Genomic DNA, 20246 nt, shown 5'->3' on the forward strand with positions numbered 1-20246 from the left:
CGGGGAGCCTGGCGGCCTGCTTCGCCGCCTTTGTGCTGCTGGTGAACCTGTTCCCGCCCTTCGCGCGGGCCTGCGGCTCAGTGCCGGTGCTGCGGGAGCTGGCCCAGGCGGTGGCCTGGTCGCCCAGCCTCTCCGCCGCGGTGGAGAACGACTACGTCCAGCCCATCGGCCAGTCCCAGACGGTGAACGGCGTCACCGCCACGGTGGAGTATGTGATCGTGGACCGCAAACAGCTGAACATCTTCTACACCCTGGACTATGCCCCGGACCTGGGGCCCATGTGGGCGGACTGCCGGATCACCCCCGGCGACGGCAGCGCGGGAGACGCCGGCGGCCGGACGGAGAAGCCGGGGGAGCTGGTGGAGATCAAGCGGGACTTTGTGGACCGGGACGTGCCCGGAATCCTGGATCTGACCCTGTCGGTCTACCCGGCAGAGCAGGACGGGGGCGGGCCGCCTGCGGAGAACACCGGCGACGGCTACTTTGACCAGCCGGTCGATGACCAGCCGGCGTATCTGGCGGAGATGACGTTCCACCTGGAATTCGACCCCTATTTCACCGCCCAGGGGACGCTGCTGGAGCTGAACCGGACCTTTGCCCTGGACGGCCAGACCTTCACGCTGCAAGAGGCGGAAATCTACCCCACCCATCTGCGGCTGACCCTGACGGCGGACCCGGACAACACCGCCTGGCTGGCGGGCCTGGACCTGTACCTGGAGAACGAGCACGGCGAGCGGTTTGAAAAGAGCCTGGGCGGCATCACCGCATCCGGGGACCCGGAGGGGGAGGGCATGGGCACCTTCTGGCTGGACAGCCCCTTCTTCAGCCGGGGGGAGCACCTGACCCTCCACATCACCGGCGTCCGGTGGAAGGACAAGGACGCGCCGCCGGTGAAGCTGAATCTGGCGGAGGGCACCGCCGAAAACCTGCCGGAGGGCACCTGGTTCCAGGGCGCAGAGCGCCTGCCGGAGGGATGGATCGTGTACCTGGTGTCCCCGCTGATGGAGAACCGGACCATGGGGAGCGTGTTCTCCAGAGGGGCCTGGGACGAGGACGGGAACTATTATGAGATCTGGCAGTTCGGCTCCTCCTACGGCTACTGGGACGAGACGGCGCAGGAGCGCGTGGGGGAGGACCGGTGGTATACCGAGGACTTCCCCCTGGCGGGACTGGCGGGCGACACGGCCTATCTGGACCCCTACTACAACCGGATGGCCGCCGTTGATGCGGCGGTTCCCATCCAATAGGCGAGGGGGAGTCAAATCCCCCGCCTTCCATGCGAACGAGAGAGCGCCCGCCGCAAGGCGGGTGCTTTTTTGCCCGCCGAACGGCGGCCGGGGTGATCCTGCCGGGGAGAAGCCCGCGCGTTTTCCCTGTTGCGCTTCCCTGGAAAATTTGTTATACTGTTACAGTATGTATACTGGAGGGAAAGCGCCATGCGGATCCTGGGCATCGACCCCGGCTACGCCACCATCGGCTTCGGCCTCATCACGGCGGAGCGGGCACAAGTGAACATGCTTACCTACGGCGCCATCACCACCCCGGCGGGGCTGCCGCTCTCCCGGCGGCTGTACCAGATCGGCACCGATATGGAGGACCTGATCGGCCAGCTGAAGCCGGATGTCATCTCCATCGAGGAGCTGTTCTTCAACACGAACCTGACCACCGGCATCGCCGTGGCCCACGCCCGCGGCGTGCTGCTGTACACGGCGGAAAAGTGCGGGATCCCGCTCCACGAGTACACCCCCTCCCAGGTGAAGATGGCGGTGGTGGGCTACGGCAAGGCGGAAAAGCGCCAGGTGATGGACATGACCCGCCGCCTGCTGCACCTGAAAGCCGTCCCCCGGCCCGACGACGCCGCGGACGCCCTGGCCCTGGCCCTGTGCCATGCCCGGAGTGCCACGTCCCGCCTGCCCCTGCAGGACAGCAGGGTCAAGGAGACCATCTGAACAGTCAGGGACCGGACCGCTCCGCCGGACGCCGGAATTCCGAACTCCCAAGAAAGTGTGATTATCCATGTTTTACTATCTGGACGGCACCGTGGCAGAGATTCTGCCCTATCTGGCGGTCATCGACTGCGGCGGCGTGGGCTACGCCTGCAAGACCACCAACACCACTCTGGCCCAGCTGAAAAAGGGCCAGCGGGGGAAGCTCTACACCTATCTGGACGTGGGGGAGAACGCCTTCGGCCTGTACGGCTTCGCCACGGCCAACGAGCTGAACAGCTTCAAGCTGCTGATCGGCGTCAGCGGCGTGGGGCCCAAGGCGGCGCTGGCCATCCTCTCCGCCGCCACGCCGGAGTCCCTGGCCATGGCCATCGTCACCGGGGACGAGAAGAGCCTGACGGCGGCGCCGGGCGTGGGCAAGAAGATCGCCCAGCGGATCATCCTGGAGCTGAAGGACAAGATGGCCCGGGAGAGCGCCGCCACGGGGCTGGACTTCTCCGGCGGAGCCGCTGTGAGCGTCCCGGCCTTTACAAATAAGGCCACAGAGGCGGCCCAGGCCCTGGCGGTGCTGGGCTACACCAGCGCTGAGGTGGCCCAAGCGCTGAAGGGCGTGGACGTGGAAACTCTGTCTCTGGAGGAGATCATCCGCCAGTGCCTGAAAAAGATGGTGAAGTGAGTATGAAGATCCTGTCCGTGATTCTGCTCCTGGCCGCGCTGGCCATGGCCTTTCTTGCCATGATATTCGGAACCCGCTTTGCGGCCCTGCTCAATAAGGGCCAGCAGCGCCACGGCCTGCCGGAAAAAGAGCGGCGGCAGCGCAACCGCAGCGGCGCGGTGTTCGCCCTGTGCCTGTGCGCGGTGTTCGGCCTGGCCTGGCTGGCGGTGCATCTGTTCCAGGCGGGCTGACCGCCCCGGCCGGAATTTTGGAGCACATTCAGAGCACATGAGGAAGTGAACCCATGAGCATCGACTTTGGAAACGACATCTATGAAGAGCCCATCGTGGCCAAGACCTTCCTGCAGGAGGACGCCCAGGAGGGGTCCCTCCGGCCCAAGACCCTGCGGGAGTATATCGGCCAGGAGAAGGCGAAGGACAACCTGGCCGTGTTCATCCAGGCCGCCCAGAAGCGGGGAGAGGCCCTGGACCACGTGCTGCTCCACGGCCCGCCCGGCCTGGGCAAGACCACGCTGGCCGGGATCATCGCCCAGGAGATGGGGGCGGGCATCCGCATCACCTCGGGCCCGGCCATCGAGAAGCCCGGGGATCTGGCGGCGCTGCTGACGAACCTCAACGAGGGGGACATCCTCTTTGTGGACGAGATCCACCGGCTGAACCGGTCCGTGGAGGAGATCCTGTACCCGGCCATGGAGGACTACGCCCTGGACATCATCGTGGGCAAGGGCCCCAGCGCCAACTCCATCCGGCTGGACCTGCCCAGGTTCACCCTGATCGGCGCCACCACCCGGGCGGGGCAGCTGTCCGCGCCCCTGCGGGACCGGTTCGGCGTGACGCTGCGGCTGGAGCTGTACACGCCGGAGGAGCTCTCTCAGATCATCACCCGGTCCGCCGCCATTTTGAACGTGGACATCGTGCCGGAGGGCGCCTATGAGATCGCCCGCCGCAGCCGGGGCACGCCCCGGATCGCCAACCGGATGCTGCGCCGGGTCCGGGACTTCGCCCAGGTGAAGGCCGACGGCGTCATCACCAAGGACGTGGCGGACCAGGCCCTGTGCGCGCTGGAGATCGACCACCTGGGGCTGGACCCCATCGACCGGCGGATGCTGGGGGCCGTCATCGAGAACTACGGCGGCGGTCCTGTGGGCCTGGAGACCCTGGCCGCCACCATCGGCGAGGAGGCCGTGACCCTGGAGGACGTGTACGAGCCATACCTGATGCAGCTGGGCTTCCTGACCCGGACGCCCCGGGGCCGGTGCGTGACGGCGAAGGCATACCAGCACCTGCATAAGCCCATCCCTGGCGGCATGACGGCGGATCCGCCGGACATGGACCAGCTGACGCTGTGAGGAGGCGGTTTTCATGAAGCGGACCCTGGCGGAGCACGTCGCATTTCTGATGCTGTCGGCGGCGCTGGCCGTCGGAGCCTGGGCCGTCACAGGCCGGGCTGCCTGCTCCGTGACGGCGCCCTATCAGTTTCCCGTCCAGCCCGGCACGCCGGAGTGGGTGGAGCTGTCCGCCAACGCCCGTCGTGCCGCCTGCCGCCTGCCGGCGGGGCTGGCGGAGCAGATGACCTCCGAGGCCCTGCTGGAGACGGCGCTGGACTATCCGTTCAACGCCTCCATGTATGTGTCCAGCGACCTGGAGGGGATGTTCGGAAAGCGGGCGGCCCTGGCGGGCAACGACGCCCTGGCGGAGCTGGTGACCCGGCCGGACGCGGAGGAAGTGATCGCCCGCGCGCTGGCGGCGCCTGCGGAGGCAGGGGAGGACCCCCTGCGGGGCGTGTATCTGGAGACCTTCTGCGCCTGGCTGCCGGAGCTGTCCAGGATGGCGGGCGTCTGAGGCGTCACAGGGGCAGGCCCCGGCCGGTGCGCAGGCCCAGCAGAAAGGCATGGATGGCGGTGAATTCCCGGGCCTTTTCGTAATCCGCCGCCATCTCAGAGGTGAGCTCTCCCTCCAGAAGGGAGAGGGGCATCTCGTAGTCATCCGGTGGGGCAGCGTCCAGCTGGGGGCGGATGTAGTGGGCGTACAGCCATTTCATGAAGTCGGACATTGCGAATGCTCCTTTCAAAATACAATGGATGCGTTGTGCTTAGCTGCAGTATAATACAACGGATACATCGTGTCAAGAGGTGACGATATGACATTGCAAGAGCGAATGCGGGAACTCCGCAAAGAGCGGAAGGAGACCCAGAGACAGGTGGCCGACGCCATCGGTGTGACGGACCGGCAGTACCAGCGGTTTGAGACCGGGGTCAATCTGCCTGGATTTGAAAATCTCGTGGGCATTGCGGACCACTTCGGCGTGTCGCTGGATTATCTGGCCGGGCGGTCGGACCGGAGGGAAATGTAGAGGCGGTTTCCCGCCGTTCAGAGGAACCCGCTCCTGCAGGGGCGTGCGGCCCGTTTTTGGAGTCAGACATTGCGAATACTCCTTTCTCACGCTTCATAAAGCGTGAGAAAAATATAACACGCTTTACGGAGCGTGTCAAGGGGGATTTATGGAATTAAACGAGCGATTGCGGGAACTCCGCAAGGAACAAGGAGAAACCCAAAAGCAAGTGGCCGCCGCCATCGGGATTGGGGAGCGGCCCTACCAATACTTGGAGTCCGGCGAGCACCGGCCCAGCCTGGACACGTTGATCGCCCTGGCGGACCATTTCGGCGTATCGCTGGATTATCTGGCTGGCCGGTCGGACCGGAGGGAGTTGTAAAGGGCCGCCGTTCGGCGGCCTCGGGAATCTTTGCTCCCGCAAGGGGCTTGTCCAGCGGGATGCACCCCCATTTTCTTTTCGGTCTTGCCCGAAAAGAAAACGGGCCGTGCACGGTCCAAAAGAAAAGAACGCTTTTGGCCGCAACTCTGCACGGGCGTGCAAAGTTGCTGTACGGGGGTTGGCGTGAGATGGTGCCTGCGTGTTTGCGAGGACTGGCCAACGGGCGCGGCGGGGTGCGGTACAGGCTTGAACGCTGATTCCCGCGGCGTGGATGCGGAGGTCAACGGGGTGCAAGGACGCATTTGACCAGCTCCTCTTTCCGCGCGTTCCGCTTCGCTACGCGCTGCCCTGGCGGTCGTAGGGGCCGATGCCTTTATCGGCAGCTCCCGCGCGGGACAGCTAGCGGCAGCGAAAAGAGAAGCAGCTCCGTGCGATGACCACCCCGACGACCTCCGCACGATCCGCCACGGGACGGCAGTTGGAGAAATCGCAGAAGAGTATAGCGTGCCCGAAGGCCGGGCCAAATCGGCGCTTGCACCGATCCGCCGCCCCCCGTCGCGCGGAGGGCCACTGCACCGGAGCGCGCCAACGCTTTTCTCTTTGGACCGTGCACGGCCCGTTTCTCTTTTGGCACGACAAAAGAGAAACGGGGGGTGCATTGCCCAGCCATCAGCATGGCTGAATCCCCGTCCCATCGGGACGGTCACATCATAAGAAACAAACGAGGTAATATCAATGGGCAAACTATTTGGAACCGACGGCATCCGCGGCGTGGTGGGGGAGAACCTCACTGCCGACATGGCCTTCCGCGTGGGGCAGGCCGTGGGCACTGTTCTGATGGAGGACAAGGGCAGCCGCCCCACCGTGGTGATCGGCAAGGACACCCGCATCTCCTCCGACATGCTGGAGTCCGCGCTGATGGCGGGGCTCTGCTCCGTGGGCAGCGACGTGAAGCCGGTGGGCACCATCCCCACCCCGGCGGTGGCCTATCTCACCGTGCAGGAAAAGGCGGACGCGGGCATCGTGATCTCCGCCAGTCACAACCCCTATGAGCACAACGGCATCAAGGTCTTCAGCGGACAGGGCTACAAGCTCTCCGACAGCGTGGAGGCCCGGATCGAGGAGAAGATCCTCTCCCAGGAGCCCATGAAGCTCCGAACCCGGGGGGAGATCGGCCGCCGCCACCACGGTATGCGCCAGCTGAAGCGGGACTATATCGACTTCGTGGCCTCCACCATCGAGTCCGATCTGGCGGGGCTGAAAATCCTGGCGGACTGCGCCAACGGCGCTGCCAGCGCCACCGCGCCGGAGCTGTTCGGCCGCTTCAAGGCCCGGACGGACTTCATCCACCGGGACCCGGACGGGGTGAACATCAACAGCCACTGCGGCTCCACCCACCTGGAGGACCTGGCCGCCGCCGTGGTGCGGGGCGGCTATGACATCGGCGTGGCCTTTGACGGGGACGCGGACCGCTGCCTGCTGGTGGACGAGACCGGCGGCGTCATCGACGGCGACAAGGTCCTGGCGGTGTGCGCCCTGGACATGAAGCGCCGGGGAAAGCTCAACGGCAACGCCCTGGTGGCCACGGTGATGAGCAACCTGGGCCTCCACGAGTTCTGCCGGAACAACGGCATCGACCTGCTCTGCACGGATGTGGGCGACCGGAACGTGCTGGAGAAGATGCTGGAGCGGGACTACCGCATCGGCGGGGAGCAGTCCGGCCACACCATCTTCACCGATGTGGAGACCACCGGCGATGGTGAGGTGACGGCCCTCCAGTTCCTGCAGGTGCTGGCCCGGTCCGGGGAGAAAGCAAGTTCCCTTGTCAGCTGCTGCGCCGTCTACCCCCAGGTGCTGGTGAACGTGGAGGTGCCCCACAGCGGCGGCGTGAAGGAGGCCATTATGGCGTCCCCCGCGCTGGCGGAGGCCGTGAAGCGGGAGGAGGAGGCCCTCGCCGGCGCTGGCCGGGTGCTGGTGCGCCCCTCCGGCACGGAGGCCCTGATCCGGGTGATGGTGGAGGCCAAAACCACGCAGATCGCCCAGGCGGTGGCGGACCGGCTGGCAGATTTCATCAAATCGCAAAAAAAATAAAAATCTGTTTCTCGGATTTTTTTACAAATTGCTTGACATTTCACTGGATAGACAGGTATAATACGATATGTACAAATTTAGCGAGAAGACACCCCAGCCCCTGGACCAGTGCAGCGATGAAACGCTGTGCCAACTGGTTGCCGGCGGCAGCCGCGAAGCGGAGGAAGCTCTTGTGACGCGGTACAACCGGCTGGTCCGGACCTGCGCCCGCCCCTTCTTTCTGGTGGGCGGCGACAGCGAGGATCTGACCCAGGAGGGCATGGTGGGCCTCCTCAAAGCCGTTCGGGAGTATGACGCCTCCAAGGAGGCATCCTTCCGGACCTTCGCAGAAATCTGCATTCGTAACCGGCTGTATTCCGTCCTCCGCGCCGCGGCGCGGGATAAGCACATGGCTCTCAATCAGTCGGTCCCCTTGGATACACCCTTCTTTGACGCCAATTCCTACACCTCTGGTACCAGCGATCTGACTCAGCGCGATCCCGAAGCGTATCTCATCGACAGGGAACATACCGCTGCCCTCTTATCCGGTGTCCGGAAACAGTTGTCCGAGTTTGAAGCAAAGATTTTGGGGTACTATTTAGACGGTCTTTCATGCAGGGAAATTGCCGAGACGGTAGGCAAGCCCCCAAAGTCCGTGGACAACGCCGTGCAGCGCATTCGGCGCAAGGTGGCACGGCAGCTTCTTTCCGGCGATCTCAGCGGAAGCTGAACGCAATATATTTTTCTTTTCAAAGAGAGGGTAACATCATGTACGAAGACAAGACCTTAGTTTGCAAGGAGTGCGGCCAGGAGTTCGTGTTCACCGCCGGCGAGCAGGAGTTCTATGCCGAGCGCGGCTTCCAGAACGAGCCCCAGCGGTGCAAGGCCTGCCGTGACGCCCGCAAGAACGCGGCCCGCGGTCCCCGGGAGTATTTCACCGCTGTCTGCGCCGCCTGCGGCGGCGAAGCCCGCGTGCCCTTCGAGCCGAAGTCTGACCGTCCCGTGTACTGCAGCGAGTGCTTCGCCAAGATGCGGGACCAGCAGAGATAAACGAATCAATCCGTTTTGGTCTCTTGCAGAGGCGGCGCCCGGTGGGCGCCGCTTCTTCTTTTGCCGTGGGAGCCGGCCGCCGCGCCCCGCGCCGGGGAAACGGGAGGCATTCCGGAAAAATGTGCCGGTGCGGACGCCGAATCTCCACATTTCCAGGCTTTTCAAAGATTTTCTCTTGAAAAACATCGAAAACTAGAGTATAATACCCCTGCTGAATTTCAGATTAGAATTGGAGGAACCTCTGATGATCGAGATCAAGAAGGACACCATCATCGGTGACATTCTGGACGTGGCGCCTCAGACCGCGCCCATCTTCCTGTCCATCGGCATGCACTGCCTGGGCTGCCCCTCTTCCCGGGGCGAGACTGTGGAGGAGGCCTGCATGGTCCACGGCGTGGACTGCGACAAGCTGCTGGCCCTGGTGAACGAGGAAGCCAACAAGAAAGCGGAATGACCGGAACGGGACGCATACGGGAGACCGTATGCGTCCTCCTCCGACAGCCGGAACAGGAGGGCGCCATGGGAAAACATCTGGAACTGACGCCGCGCCTGCGGCAGATCGCCGCCTGGGTCCGCCAGGGTGCGCACCTCGCTGATGTTGGCACGGATCACGCCTATCTGCCCGTGTGGCTGACGCTGCAGGGCCGCGTGGCCTCTGCCATTGCCAGCGATCTGCGGCGCGGCCCCCTGGACCGGGCGCAGGAGACCGGCCGGCGCTACGGTGTGGGGGACCGGATCACCTTCCGCCTGGGCAACGGTCTGGCCGCCGTGGCGCCGGAGGAGTGCGACACCATCGTCATCGCCGGCATGGGGGGCGAGAACATCGCCCAGATTCTGGCCGGGGCACCCTGGACCGCCGACGGCCGCCACACCCTGCTGCTCCAGCCCCAGAGCCGGGCGGAGGCGCTGCGCCGCTTCCTGGCGGAGCACGGCTACGCCATAGCGCGGGAGGCGCTGGTGCGGGACCGGGGCTTTCTCTATCCCGTGATCGAGGCCGGGGCAGGGGAGATGCATCTCACGCTGGGCCGGCAGTGGGCCGGGGCGGACCTGCTCTACGACCCCCTGGGGGACCGCTACATCATCGAGAAGATCATCCAGCTCCAGGCGGCGGCGGCCGGGTCCAACCGGGCGTCGGCGCCAGAGGCCCGGGAACGGGGCGATTACGCCAGGGCCGTCATCACGGAGCTTCTGCAAATGAGGGAGGAGTGGCGCCATGCCAACTGTCCGGGAAATTGAACAGGCCCTGTTCCGACTGGCCCCGAAGGAGGGCGCCATGGACTGGGACAACGTGGGCCAGCTGCTGGGGGACCCGGAGGCGGAGGTCCGGCGGGTCCTGGTGGCCCTGGACATCACGGAGGCCGTGGCGGACGAGGCCATCGCGGAAAACTGCCAGCTGATTGTCAGCCACCATCCGGTGATGAACTGCAAATGGCTACCGGTGCAGACCGTCCGGCAGGACACGCCCCAGGGGCACCTGCTGCTGAAAATCCTGAGGAGCGGCCTGTCCGCCATCTGTATGCACACGAACCTGGATGTGGCCCCCGGCGGCGTCAACGACGCGCTGGCCGCCGCGCTGGGGCTGGAGGACCCTGGGCCGCTGGGGGACCCGGAGGGGCTGTGCCGGATGGGAACACTGGCAAGTCCTATGCCTTTACAGGAATTTGCAAAGTACGTCTGCCGGGCGCTCCAGGCCAACGGCGTCCGCTACGCCGGGGACAGCGGCCCGGTGCGGAAGGTCGCGGTGGGCGGCGGCGCCTGCGGCGACTATGAGGATGCGGCCATCGCCGCAGGGTGTGACGTGTTCGTGACCTCGGACCTCAGCTACCACCAGTTTTTAGACGCGGCAGGGAAGGGCATCCGCCTGATCGACGCGGGCCACTTCCCCACAGAGAATCCGGTGTGCACCGTGCTGGCAGAGTACCTGCGCGGCCGGTTCCCGGGCCTCACCGTCACCAAATCCGCCTCCCACCGGGAGGTCATCCAGTATTACGTAGAAGGAGAGTAATGTACCATGTCCGGACATTCCAAATGGCATAATATCCAAAAGACCAAGGGCGCGGCCGACGCCAAGCGCTCCGCCGCCTTCACCAAGATCGCCAAGGAGATCATCGTGGCCGTGAAAGAGGGCGGCGGCTCCGGCGACCCCAACAACAACTCCCGTCTGGCTACGGTCATCGCCAAGGCCAAGGCCGTCAACATGCCCAACGACAACATCAAGCGCACCATCGACCGGGCCCTGGGCTCCGGCAGCACCGACAACTACGAGGCCGTCACCTACGAGGGCTACGGCCCCGGCGGCGTGGCCGTCATTGTGGAGGCCCTGACCGACAACCGCCAGCGCACCGCGCCGGAGGTCCGCCACGCGTTCGACAAGTGCAACGGCAACCTGGGCGCCCAGGGCTGCGTCAGCTGGTCCTTTGACAAGAAGGGCGTCATCGTCATTGACAACGAGGAGGGCGAGCTGGACGAGGACACCGTCATGATGGACGCTCTGGAGGCCGGTGCCGCCGACTTTGAGGCCGACGGTCCCGCCCTGGAGATCACCTGCGACCCCGACGCTTTCAACGACGTGGTGAAAGCCCTGGAGGGGAAGGGCTACGCCTTCGCCAGCGCGGAGATCGAGATGGTGCCCCAGAACTACATCACCCTCACCGGCGAGGGAGACGTGAAGAACATGGAGAAGCTCATCGACATGCTGGAGGACAACGACGACGTGCAGAACGTCTGGCACAACTGGGATAACGACTGAGCATCGCTGGATAGAGAGAGGACGGGGAGACCCGTCCTCTTTTCGTCCTCTGGAATATTCAACAAAACTTTTCTTTTGTGCAAAAACGCCGGAGAGGCGGGCCTGACCGGTCCCCCTTACCATAAGCATAACCATCACCATCACCATTCCCCTTACGCTGACCCTTACCATAGCGGGAGAATTTTACAAAATCCTCCCGGAGATTGCATAGAGCCGTGCATCAGATGGGGAGGGGACGCCTTTTCTTGAGAGGAGTGTTTTTTCGTTGGCAGAGGAACACAAGAAGAGTTTTATGCTGTATTTCGATAATTTTCCCTGTGTGGCGGCGCTGGACGCGGAGCAGCGGGGGGAGCTGCTGCTTCTGCTGTACCGCTATGCCATGGCGGCGGACAAGGCTCCCACGGATCCGGAGGAGGTTTTGCGGCAGCACCCGGGCTTGAGGGAGGAGACCCGCATGGCCTACCGGTTTCTGGCGGAGACCATTCGGCGGGATACAGAGAAGTGGAAGGAAAAGCAGCGGCGCTACCAAGAGGCGGCGGCGCGGCGGCAGGGGGATGGGGCGATGATCTCCCGGAAGGCCCTGGAACAGGCCGCGCCCAAGGATTACAGCGACATCCGGAAGTACCTGCGGGACGTCTCTACCGCTGGTCGGTTGCCAAAATCGGACCCATAGGGTAGACTGAGGGCGAGGTGATACACGTGAACAAGGAGCGGCTGGGCGATTTCATCGGCAGCGAGCGGAAAAATCTGGGCCTGACCCAGCGGGATCTGGCGGCGCGGCTGCATGTGACGGACAAGGCCGTCAGCAAGTGGGAGCGGGGGCTGAGCTACCCGGATGTGACGCTGCTGGAGCCCCTGGCGGCAGCCCTGGACCTGACGGTGGAGGAGCTGATGGCCTGCCGGAGGCAGGCGGCGAAAGGAGCGGAGGAGACCATGCAGAGCTTGTTGGATATCTCCCGTGACAGCGTGCGGCAGGAGCGGCGGCGCTCCTGGCAGCGGCTGGCGGCGGTGCTGGTGCTGCTGGCAGTGACTGCAGCCGTGGTGGCGTATACGCAGATCGTGGTGACGGAGGAGGGGTATTACAGCATCGTTCTGAAAGAGACTGTGAATGGCAGGAACTGTGTCTATGTGGAGGACCGTGGACACCTGATCCGGCTGAAGTGCGGGGAGGATGTGGACTTTGATGCCCTCACGCTGCGGGACGAGCGGGGAGATACCATTTCCTATCAGATGGACTTTCAATGGAACCGGCTGACCCGCACTGGTACGGTGTCTGCCTGTGAGGACACCGGCGTCACCGTTCTGGGAGGTGTCATGGATGTCACCTATGAGGGGGATTCCGGCAGCGTGCCGCTTCTCTTCGGCTATACCAGCGTCCAGTATCTCCGGGACGGGTATTACCCGGACCCCTACGCAGAGTCCGAAAATCTGGTGTTTTTATGTGACGTCCGGTTTTGGCCCTATCATCCGGAGGAGCCGGACCCCACCGGCATCAACACCCGGGCAATCCTGGAAGTGGAGGACTGCATCAACGCCGAGGCGCTGGACGTGGATGGGGACGGAGCGCTGGAGGTGGCCGTCCGCACCCGCTGGCCGGAGAAGCCGTACACCGTCTACGACTATGTGGATGGAGAGATTGTGGAGTCATGGCCGGACACCCTGCCGGAGGAGATTTTGGAACAGATGTGGGCCCCGTGGGAAGGGCTATGAGAGGTGCTGCCTATGGAATCTCCTGCGCCCCCCTCTGAGAGCGGCGGGTGGGGTCTCCTTCCACCCGGAGGCGGGGAGCCAGCATCTGGCCTTTCACAGCCGGGAGCGGGTCCTCCGCTGCATCGACCAGTACACCGCGCGGCAGTACCGGCATCAATCGGGACAAAAAGAGGCCCTGGCTTTCGCCAGGACCTCTTCTTGTACGAGCAAGACTGTAAGCCGGGTTCTGTATCAAACAGTCATCTATCTCGACGTACCGTCGCCGGTACGCTCCAGCCACCCCGGGAGCGGCCGGGCCAGCCTTGGGGGTCGGACCCCCTGCTCCCATACCGGTGTTGCTCCGGATAGAGTTTACAGCATCGGACAGTCTCCAGCCGATGGGTGAGCTCTTACCTCGCCTTTCCACCCTTACCGACAGAGCTACTCTCTGTCGGTAAGGGTGGCTTGCCGCTCCCCGCGGGAGCGGCCGCTGCGGCGGGCTGATTGCAATTAGGAAGAGGGACCCTTCGTCCCTCTTCACACAACACCCCTGCGCCGTTCCGCGCGGAAGCGATTGCGCTGTTCGGGGAAGTTTCCCTCGCCCCGCTCCGCGGGGCATCGCGTTCAGCCGTCGCTGGTTCCCTGACCGATACAGAGTAACTCTGTCGGCGGTATATCTCTGTTGCACTTTTCCTGAAGTCGCCTTCGGCGGGCGTTACCCGTTATCCTTGCCCTGTGGAGCCCGGACTTTCCTCACGACCGGCCTTTCGGCCTGGCCGCGCGACTGTCTGTCTTACTCGCCTGTCTATTTTAGCGGAATCCGACGGGATTGTCAACGCCTGGCCGCAATGCGGCCTCCACATCGGCGGAAGTCGCCAGGGCCTTCCGCTGAAAATACCGGATGGCCCGCAGAGCGCAGTTAGGTCCCGGCTTCATGGCCCCGCAGCCCCGGGAGAAAAAGTCTGGGAAGGAGAGGGGCGTGGTTGTATTTTTTTCCGATCTGCGGTATAATTTCCTTGTCTGTCAATCTCTGCCGCCCAGCGCGGCGTTAGGAGCGTACCCATGAAGTTTGAGGAATATCTGGACTCTCTGCGGAACAAGTCCGTGGCCGTCATCGGCATCGGCGTCAGCAACCGGCCCCTGATCCGGCTGCTGCTGGAGCGGGGCATTCCCGTCACCGCCTGCGACAAAAAATCCCGGGAGGCCCTGGGGCCCCTGGGGGACGAGCTGGAGCAGCACGGCTGCCGCCTGCAGCTGGGGGAGGACTACCTGAAGGACCTGACGGCGGACGTGATCTTCCGCACCCCCGGCCTGCGGCCCGACGTGCCGGAGCTGGCGGCGGCGGTGGCGCGGGGCAGCGCCCTCACCAGCGAGATGGAGGTCTTTTTTCAGGTCTGCCCCTGCGAGATGATCGCCGTCACCGGGTCCGACGGCAAGACCACGACCACCACGATCATCGCAAAGCTCCTGGAGGCCGCCGGGCGCACCGTCCACCTGGGGGGCAACATCGGCCGCCCGCTGCTGTGCGACACGCCGGACATCGCGCCAACGGATCTGGCGGTGCTGGAGCTCAGCTCCTTCCAGCTGATGACCATGGACCGGAGCCCCCGCATCGCCGTTATGACCAACCTGTCTCCCAACCACCTGGATGTCCACAAGAGCTACGGAGAGTATATCGCTGCCAAGGAAAATATCTTTACACACCAGACAGTCCGGGATATTGCCGTCTTTAATGCCGACAACGAGGCCACGGTCCGCTGCGCCGAAAAGGCCCCGGGCCGGGTGCGGTGGTTCTCCCGCCGGAAGGAGGTGGCGGACGGCGTGTTCCTCCGGGGTACCTCTATCGTCTGCCGGGGGCCGCAGGGCGAGCGGGTAGTGCTGGACACCGCCGACATCAAGCTCCCCGGCGTCCACAACATCGAGAACTACATGGCCGCCGTCGCCGCCGTGGACGGGATGGTCCCAGACGAGGCCATCCGGGCCTTCGCCCGCACCTTCGGCGGCGTGGAGCACCGGATCGAGCTGGTCCGGGAGCTGGACGGCGTCCGGTGGTACAACGACTCCATCGCCTCCAGCCCCAGCCGCACCATCGCCGGGCTCCGGTCCTTTCCGGAAAAGGTCCTTTTGATCGCCGGGGGCAAGGACAAGGGCATCTCCTATGACGCCATCGGTCCGGAGATCAACGAGCATGTGAAGGCCCTGATCCTCTGCGGCGCAACCGCCGGGGTGATCCGGGCCGCCGTGGAGAAGGCCGCCAACTTCACCGGCCTGCCCATCACGGAGGTGGACAGCTACCAGTCCGCCGTGGCGCTGGCCCGTGAGACGGCGCGGCCGGGGGATGTGGTGCTGCTGTCCCCGGCCAGCACCTCCTTTGACCGGTTCGCCAACTTCATGGAGCGGGGCCGGGTCTTCAAGGATCTGGTGAACGCTCTGAAATAAGGCCAGGCCGCCCCCGCATACAATGGCGGGAAGGGGGCGTGATGGCCATGATCTGGCGCGGATTTTACTTCTACCGCCGGCGGATGGACCGCCGGCGGGTGCTGCGGGCCCTGGCGTTTCTGCTGATGGCTCTGGCGCTGACGGTGCTCTTCATCGCCGCCACCCAGATGCGGCCTCTGCTGGAGAGCATGGCCACCACCCGGGTGTCCAACACCGTTACCCGCATCGTCAGCGAGGCCGTGTATGAGGCCATCGAGAAGGGCGAGCTGCAGTACGACGGCCTGGTGTCCTTCGAGAAGGACACGGAGGGCCACATCACCGCTGTGCAGAGCAACATGGCGGCCTTCAACCACCTGCAGGCGGAGATTCTGGACACGGTCCTGACCCGCATCAGCCAGGTGCCCACCGGGGACCTGTCCATCCCCATCGGCAGCCTGACGGGTTCGACGCTGCTGGCGGGACGGGGGCCCCGCATCACCGTGCGGATGGAGTCCGTGGGGTCGTCGGAGGCGAACTTCCGCAACGCCTTCACCTCCGCCGGCATCAACCAGACCAAGCATCAGATCATCCTGACGGTGGATGTCTCCGTCAGCGTTCTGCTGCCGGGGTTCCGCACCGCCACCAAGGTGTCCAATTCCTTCATCGTGGCGGAGACGGTGATCGTAGGCACGGTGCCGGACACCTACACCTATTTCTCCACAGATCCGGATACGTACGAGGAGGATCTGAAAGACTACATTCTGAACAACAGCTGAGAAGGGAGCACACCCTATGGACTACCGCGAGGAAATGAAGCAGCTGCGGGACTTTTTGAACCAGCAGAGCTATCTGTACTATGTTCTGGACGCGCCGGTGATCCCGGACTACGAGTACGACCGGCTGAACCGGCGCCTGGAGGAGCTGGAGGCGGAGCACCCGGAGGAGATCACCCCGGACTCCCCCACCCAGCGGGTGGGCGACAAGATCCTGGAGGGCTTTGAGACCTACGAGCACCCGGTACCCCTGGAGAGCCTCCAGGATGTGTTCAACGCAGAGGAGGTCTCGGAGTTCCTGGATCGGATGCGGGAGGCCCTGGGGGACGACGCCGCCTACTCCGTGGAGCCCAAGGTGGACGGCCTGTCCGTGGCCCTGGAGTATCGGGACGGCGTGTTCGTCCGGGGCGCCACCCGGGGCGACGGCCGGGTGGGGGAGGACGTGACGGAGAACCTCAAGACCATCCGCGCCATCCCCATGCAGCTGCCGGAGAAGCTGCCCCGGCTCATCGTCCGGGGCGAGGTCTATATGTCCCGGGCGGTGTTCGCGGAGATCAATGCCCGCCGGGAGCTGGAGGGCAAGCCCCTCATGGCCAATCCCCGGAACGCCGCCGCCGGGTCCCTGCGGCAGCTGGACCCCAAGATCTGCGCGGAGCGGAAGTTGGATATCCAGGTGTTCAACCTCCAGCTGGCGGAGGGCAAGACCTTCCAGAACCACTCGGAGACCCTGGACTACATGGCCTCCCAGCACTTCAAGGTGATCCCCCACAAGACCCTCTCCGACCCGGCGGAGATTCAGGCGGAGATCGACCGGATCAACGAGGAGCGGATGGACTACCCCTTCGACATCGACGGGGCGGTCATCAAGAGCGACCACCTGGCGGACCGGGAGCGGCTGGGCTCCACCGCCAAGTTCCCCAAGTGGGCGGTGGCCTTCAAGTACCCGCCGGAGAAGAAGTTCTCCGTGGTCCAGGACATCGTGGTGCAGGTGGGCCGCACCGGCGTGCTGACGCCCAAGGCGGTGCTGTCCCCGGTGCGGCTGGCGGGCACCACCGTCACCAACGCCACCCTCCACAACCAGGACTTCATCACCGAGAAGGACATCCGCGTGGGGGACACTGTGCTGGTGCAGAAGGCGGGGGAGATCATCCCGGAGATTTTGAGCGTGGACTTCGACAAACGCCCGGAGGGCACGGTGCCCTACACGCTGCCGGACGCCTGCCCGGTGTGCGGCGCCCCGGTGGTCCGGGACGAGGACGGCGCGGCCCTGCGCTGCACCGGCGCGGAGTGCCCGGCCCAGCTGCTGCGGAACCTCACCCACTTCGCCAGCCGGGACGCCATGGACATCGACGGCTGCGGTCCGGCGGTGATCCAGCAGCTGATCGACTCCGGGCTGATCTCCAACGCCGCGGACCTGTACAGCCTCCACGCCGCGGACGTGGCCAAGCTGGACCGGATGGGGGAGAAGTCCGCGGAGAACCTGATCCGGGCCATTGAGAACTCCAAGGCCAACGACCTGAGCCGCCTGCTGTACGGCCTGGGCATCCGGCAGGTGGGGGAGAAGGCCGCCAAGACCCTCGCCGCCCACTTCGGCTCCATGGACGCGCTGATGGCCGCCACAGAGGAGGCGCTGACGGAGATTCCCGACGTGGGCGGCATCACCGCCCGGTGCATCGCGGACTACTTCCGGGGCGACCAGGCGAAGGACCTGATCCGCCGCCTGAAAGAGGCGGGGGTGAATATGGAGAGCACCGCCCAGCCCACCGGGGACCTGCTGGCGGGATTGACCTTCGTCCTGACCGGCGAGCTGGAGTCCGCCTCCCGCAAGGAGGCCGGGGAGAAGCTGGAGGCTTTGGGGGCCAAGGTGTCCGGGTCCGTGTCCAAAAAGACCGGCGCCGTGGTGGCCGGAGAGGCCGCGGGCAGCAAGCTCCGCAAGGCCCAGGAGCTGGGGGTGCCGGTTCTCAGCGAGGAGCAGTACCGGGTGCTGGTGGACGAGGTCCCCGGCGACAAGGCGGAAATCCTGGCCCTGCTGGGCCGGGACGAGGCGGCAAAAGAAGCGGAATAAACAGGGAAGCGGGGGCTCACGCCCCCGCTCTTTCGGCTTGTGTGCAGGCTGCGCTGCGATGCGTGCCCGGCGGGCGTACTGTCAGCAGGGGTCATCGATCTGGATCATGAATTTTGTGACGTATTCCTCCGGGCTGGAGATCGCAAATTCGTTCAATCCAAGCTCGTAGGCAAAGCCCGTCAGTGTCAGATGCTGCCGGCGGGCATAGTCGATCATTTTTTGGTACATGGCGGGCGCCTTGTCCCAAGGTCCCTTCTGATAGCCGCAAAGATACCGCCCCGCCGGCCTGACGAACGTATGCGGACCGGATGCGCTGCCGGACGAATAGGTAAACAGCCCGTCGTATGTTTCAAAGGACCCGGCGGTGACTTTGTCCAGGGAGAGGAAGCTCCCGATTCCCATGCGTATCTGCTCAATGCCCCATTGACTTTTCAAATCGGTAAAAAGCCGGGATAAATCGTCTCCGGAAAAATCATACGGCAAAACAGAAATTTTGACCGCGCCGCACTCCTCGACCCTGATTTCCTCATCCGGCAGGCCCTCGCAAAGACGCACCAGCGCTTTTTTGGTCTTCAGTATGTTCCGCGCGCGCTTCAGCCTTCGTATCTCCAGATCGATTTCCGCCTCTTTCCGATCTGCGATCTGCAAAAACTTTTCCGGAGCAGGATGCTTACAGTAGTCCGCAATTTCCGCGATGCTCATATTCAACTCTTTCAGCATACGGATATACTCAAAAACAATGCTCTGTGATGCGTCGTAATAGCGGTAACCGTTTTCCCCCTTTTGGCAGGGGGAAAACAGGCCGATGTCGTCATAATAATGCAGCGTTCTCCGATTGACACCGTGCAGTTCCGCAAACTGGGCGGTGGTCATTTTTACAGTGTTTTGCCTCATCACAAAATAGCTCCTTTTCCGGTATTGACATTACAGCTGCTGTAAGGACTATTATACGGGGTATCCGAGACCAATACCAGGGGGAATATCATGGAGATGCAAATCAGAGAATATCAGAAACAGGACTTTCAGCCCTTAAAGGAAATCATCCGAAGCACGTGGCACTATGATGAGTTCAGCAGTCCCGAAACGGCTTCCAGGCTGGCGGAGGTTTTTCTGCGCAGTTGCCTGACAAATTACACCTTTTCACAGGTGGCCGTACTTGACGGAACTGCGGCAGGGATCATTTTGGTAAAGAACATCAAGGATCACAGATGCGCCCTCTCTGCCAGATTTCAGCAAATCCTGTCCATTGTGAAGCTGTATGCGTCCAAAGAGGGAAGGGCAGTCTCTCAAATCTTCCAAAACGTCAATGAGATCGATGAGCAATTGCTGCGCGGCTGCAAAAAGACCTATCCGGCGGAATTGGCTCTGTTTGCTGTCCGTTCATCCTGTCAGGGAAAGGGCATCGGCAAAAAGCTGTTTCATTCCGCGCTTGCCTATTTGAAGCAGCAGGGATTGGATGAATTCTACCTGTTTACAGATACCAGCTGCAACTACGGCTTTTATGAACACCAGGGCATGTGCCGCCGCGGCCAGAGAGAGCATCTTTTCCAGATAAACGGGCAGACCGTAAGCATGAATTTCTTTCTTTATGACCGCGCAACGGTATTTCATGACGCTGCGGGCTGCAATTTTTGAAATTGTATTAACTGCATAAAAAATAATTGTTTTTTTGTGCAGTTCATCAATATTCTGGAGCGAGTCACTCCGAAACATTATCCAGTTCGGCCATAGACACCGGCGGCTCCGCGTGGTATCTTTGTTAAGCACCAGCCGGGAAGGCTGGGAGTCTGATACAGAAAGGATGTGTTTCCCATGCGACTGCGTTCCGAAGCGGACGTGCAGGAGTTCCTGGACGCCGTCAGCCAGTGCGGCGGCGACGTGTACCTGAAGAGCCCGGAGGGAGACATTTTTAATTTGAAATCCTCCATGTCCCGGTATATCGCCATCGGCCGCCTCATCGAGGAGCAGGGCGATACCCTGGAGCTCTTTGCCGACCGGAAGGAAGACCAGGCCCGGCTCATGCCCCTGGTGGAAGACCTGATGAAGAACGGGGACTGAGTCCCCGCAAAAAGCGCCCGCCCCGGGAGATCGGGGCGG

Annotated in this window: 24 protein-coding genes and 1 other RNA gene; 22 read left to right on the top strand and 3 right to left on the bottom strand. The window is 63.5% G+C overall.

Going from position 1 to position 20246, the window contains the following annotated elements:
• From HMPREF1546_RS13515 to HMPREF1546_RS13540, 6 genes are all read left to right on the top strand, one after another.
• On the top strand, nucleotides 1-1247 hold a 1247-nt coding region (locus tag HMPREF1546_RS13515), incomplete at its 5' end, for a DUF4179 domain-containing protein (RefSeq protein WP_021752039.1).
• A 189-nt stretch (nucleotides 1248-1436) separates the two neighbouring features.
• Complete coding sequence (gene ruvC, locus HMPREF1546_RS13520) at nucleotides 1437-1949, top strand: crossover junction endodeoxyribonuclease RuvC (RefSeq protein ID WP_021750693.1); 513 nt, start codon at nucleotides 1437-1439, stop codon at nucleotides 1947-1949.
• 67 nt (nucleotides 1950-2016) lie between these two features.
• Nucleotides 2017-2622 (top strand): Holliday junction branch migration protein RuvA, encoded by a 606-nt coding sequence (gene ruvA, locus HMPREF1546_RS13525; protein ID WP_021750694.1) that lies wholly within the window; start codon nucleotides 2017-2019, stop codon nucleotides 2620-2622.
• A gap of 2 nt (nucleotides 2623-2624) precedes the next feature.
• Nucleotides 2625-2852, top strand: a complete 228-nt coding sequence (locus tag HMPREF1546_RS13530) for a hypothetical protein (protein WP_021750695.1) — start codon at nucleotides 2625-2627, stop codon at nucleotides 2850-2852.
• 53 nt (nucleotides 2853-2905) lie between these two features.
• Complete coding sequence (gene ruvB, locus HMPREF1546_RS13535; RefSeq protein ID WP_021750696.1) at nucleotides 2906-3970, top strand: Holliday junction branch migration DNA helicase RuvB; 1065 nt, start codon at nucleotides 2906-2908, stop codon at nucleotides 3968-3970.
• 13 nt (nucleotides 3971-3983) lie between these two features.
• Nucleotides 3984-4463, top strand: coding sequence for a hypothetical protein (locus HMPREF1546_RS13540; RefSeq protein ID WP_021752040.1), 480 nt, complete (start codon nucleotides 3984-3986; stop codon nucleotides 4461-4463).
• A 4-nt stretch (nucleotides 4464-4467) separates the two neighbouring features.
• Here the strand turns inward: HMPREF1546_RS13540 and HMPREF1546_RS13545 are convergent, their stop codons facing one another.
• Entirely contained in the window at nucleotides 4468-4674 is a 207-nt protein-coding gene (locus HMPREF1546_RS13545) for a hypothetical protein (protein ID WP_021750699.1), read from the bottom strand.
• An 87-nt stretch (nucleotides 4675-4761) separates the two neighbouring features.
• Here HMPREF1546_RS13545 and HMPREF1546_RS13550 point away from each other — a divergent pair, with 87 nt between their 5' ends.
• The 11 genes from HMPREF1546_RS13550 to HMPREF1546_RS13600 all read left to right on the top strand — a co-directional run bounded on the left by HMPREF1546_RS13550 (nucleotide 4762) and on the right by HMPREF1546_RS13600 (nucleotide 12914).
• Nucleotides 4762-4974 (top strand): helix-turn-helix domain-containing protein, encoded by a 213-nt coding sequence (locus HMPREF1546_RS13550; protein ID WP_021750700.1) that lies wholly within the window; start codon nucleotides 4762-4764, stop codon nucleotides 4972-4974.
• A gap of 148 nt (nucleotides 4975-5122) precedes the next feature.
• A complete protein-coding gene (locus HMPREF1546_RS13555) occupies nucleotides 5123-5335 on the top strand; it encodes a helix-turn-helix domain-containing protein (RefSeq protein ID WP_021750702.1) in 213 nt (70 codons plus the stop codon).
• 735 nt (nucleotides 5336-6070) lie between these two features.
• Entirely contained in the window at nucleotides 6071-7426 is a 1356-nt protein-coding gene (glmM, locus tag HMPREF1546_RS13560) for a phosphoglucosamine mutase (protein WP_021750703.1), read from the top strand.
• A 67-nt stretch (nucleotides 7427-7493) separates the two neighbouring features.
• Nucleotides 7494-8135 carry a sigma-70 family RNA polymerase sigma factor gene (locus HMPREF1546_RS13565; protein WP_021750704.1) on the top strand — a complete coding sequence of 214 codons (642 nt, stop codon included), beginning with the start codon at nucleotides 7494-7496 and terminating at the stop codon, nucleotides 8133-8135.
• A gap of 38 nt (nucleotides 8136-8173) precedes the next feature.
• Nucleotides 8174-8455 (top strand): zinc-ribbon domain containing protein, encoded by a 282-nt coding sequence (locus HMPREF1546_RS13570; protein ID WP_021750705.1) that lies wholly within the window; start codon nucleotides 8174-8176, stop codon nucleotides 8453-8455.
• Between the two features lie 244 nt (nucleotides 8456-8699).
• Entirely contained in the window at nucleotides 8700-8909 is a 210-nt protein-coding gene (locus tag HMPREF1546_RS13575) for a DUF1858 domain-containing protein (RefSeq protein ID WP_021750706.1), read from the top strand.
• A gap of 65 nt (nucleotides 8910-8974) precedes the next feature.
• Nucleotides 8975-9691 carry a class I SAM-dependent methyltransferase gene (locus HMPREF1546_RS13580; RefSeq protein WP_036631075.1) on the top strand — a complete coding sequence of 239 codons (717 nt, stop codon included), beginning with the start codon at nucleotides 8975-8977 and terminating at the stop codon, nucleotides 9689-9691.
• Complete coding sequence (locus HMPREF1546_RS13585) at nucleotides 9669-10460, top strand: Nif3-like dinuclear metal center hexameric protein (protein WP_021750708.1); 792 nt, start codon at nucleotides 9669-9671, stop codon at nucleotides 10458-10460. Before HMPREF1546_RS13580 ends, HMPREF1546_RS13585 begins: the two co-directional genes overlap by 23 nt.
• Nucleotides 10461-10466: 6 nt before the next feature.
• The gene (locus HMPREF1546_RS13590) at nucleotides 10467-11204 is read left to right on the top strand and encodes a YebC/PmpR family DNA-binding transcriptional regulator (RefSeq protein ID WP_021750709.1); all 738 of its coding nucleotides are present in this window, start codon (nucleotides 10467-10469) and stop codon (nucleotides 11202-11204) included.
• Between the two features lie 265 nt (nucleotides 11205-11469).
• Nucleotides 11470-11877 carry a DUF6291 domain-containing protein gene (locus tag HMPREF1546_RS13595; RefSeq protein ID WP_036631077.1) on the top strand — a complete coding sequence of 136 codons (408 nt, stop codon included), beginning with the start codon at nucleotides 11470-11472 and terminating at the stop codon, nucleotides 11875-11877.
• Between the two features lie 26 nt (nucleotides 11878-11903).
• The gene (locus HMPREF1546_RS13600; protein WP_051320041.1) at nucleotides 11904-12914 is read left to right on the top strand and encodes a helix-turn-helix domain-containing protein; all 1011 of its coding nucleotides are present in this window, start codon (nucleotides 11904-11906) and stop codon (nucleotides 12912-12914) included.
• 199 nt (nucleotides 12915-13113) lie between these two features.
• Here the strand turns inward: HMPREF1546_RS13600 and rnpB are convergent.
• Nucleotides 13114-13693: RNase P RNA component class A (gene rnpB / locus HMPREF1546_RS18465), an RNA gene on the bottom strand.
• 262 nt (nucleotides 13694-13955) lie between these two features.
• On the opposite strand from rnpB, the gene murD reads away from it, so the two are divergent.
• From murD to ligA, 3 genes are read left to right on the top strand one after another with little or no spacing between them, the layout of a single operon-like run.
• Nucleotides 13956-15332 carry a UDP-N-acetylmuramoyl-L-alanine--D-glutamate ligase gene (gene murD / locus HMPREF1546_RS13605; protein ID WP_021750715.1) on the top strand — a complete coding sequence of 459 codons (1377 nt, stop codon included), beginning with the start codon at nucleotides 13956-13958 and terminating at the stop codon, nucleotides 15330-15332.
• 41 nt (nucleotides 15333-15373) lie between these two features.
• Nucleotides 15374-16087 carry a sporulation protein YunB gene (gene yunB, locus HMPREF1546_RS13610; protein ID WP_021750716.1) on the top strand — a complete coding sequence of 238 codons (714 nt, stop codon included), beginning with the start codon at nucleotides 15374-15376 and terminating at the stop codon, nucleotides 16085-16087.
• Between the two features lie 16 nt (nucleotides 16088-16103).
• Entirely contained in the window at nucleotides 16104-18149 is a 2046-nt protein-coding gene (gene ligA / locus HMPREF1546_RS13615; RefSeq protein WP_021750717.1) for an NAD-dependent DNA ligase LigA, read from the top strand.
• 81 nt (nucleotides 18150-18230) lie between these two features.
• Here the strand turns inward: ligA and HMPREF1546_RS13620 are convergent, their stop codons facing one another.
• The gene (locus HMPREF1546_RS13620; RefSeq protein ID WP_021750718.1) at nucleotides 18231-19043 is read right to left on the bottom strand and encodes a MerR family transcriptional regulator; all 813 of its coding nucleotides are present in this window, start codon (nucleotides 19041-19043) and stop codon (nucleotides 18231-18233) included.
• Nucleotides 19044-19133: 90 nt separating this feature from the next.
• Between HMPREF1546_RS13620 and HMPREF1546_RS13625 the strand changes: the two genes are divergently transcribed.
• Nucleotides 19134-19784: a GNAT family N-acetyltransferase gene (locus tag HMPREF1546_RS13625; RefSeq protein WP_021750719.1), complete on the top strand. Its 651-nt coding sequence runs from the start codon at nucleotides 19134-19136 to the stop codon at nucleotides 19782-19784.
• Between the two features lie 177 nt (nucleotides 19785-19961).
• On the top strand, nucleotides 19962-20207 hold the full coding sequence (locus HMPREF1546_RS13630) for a hypothetical protein (protein WP_021750720.1): 246 nt from the start codon (nucleotides 19962-19964) through the stop codon (nucleotides 20205-20207).
• Nucleotides 20208-20246: the final 39 nt, after the last annotated feature.

This window comes from Oscillibacter sp. KLE 1745, from assembly GCF_000469445.2.
GTDB classification, from domain to species: Bacteria; Bacillota; Clostridia; order Oscillospirales; family Oscillospiraceae; genus Oscillibacter; species Oscillibacter welbionis.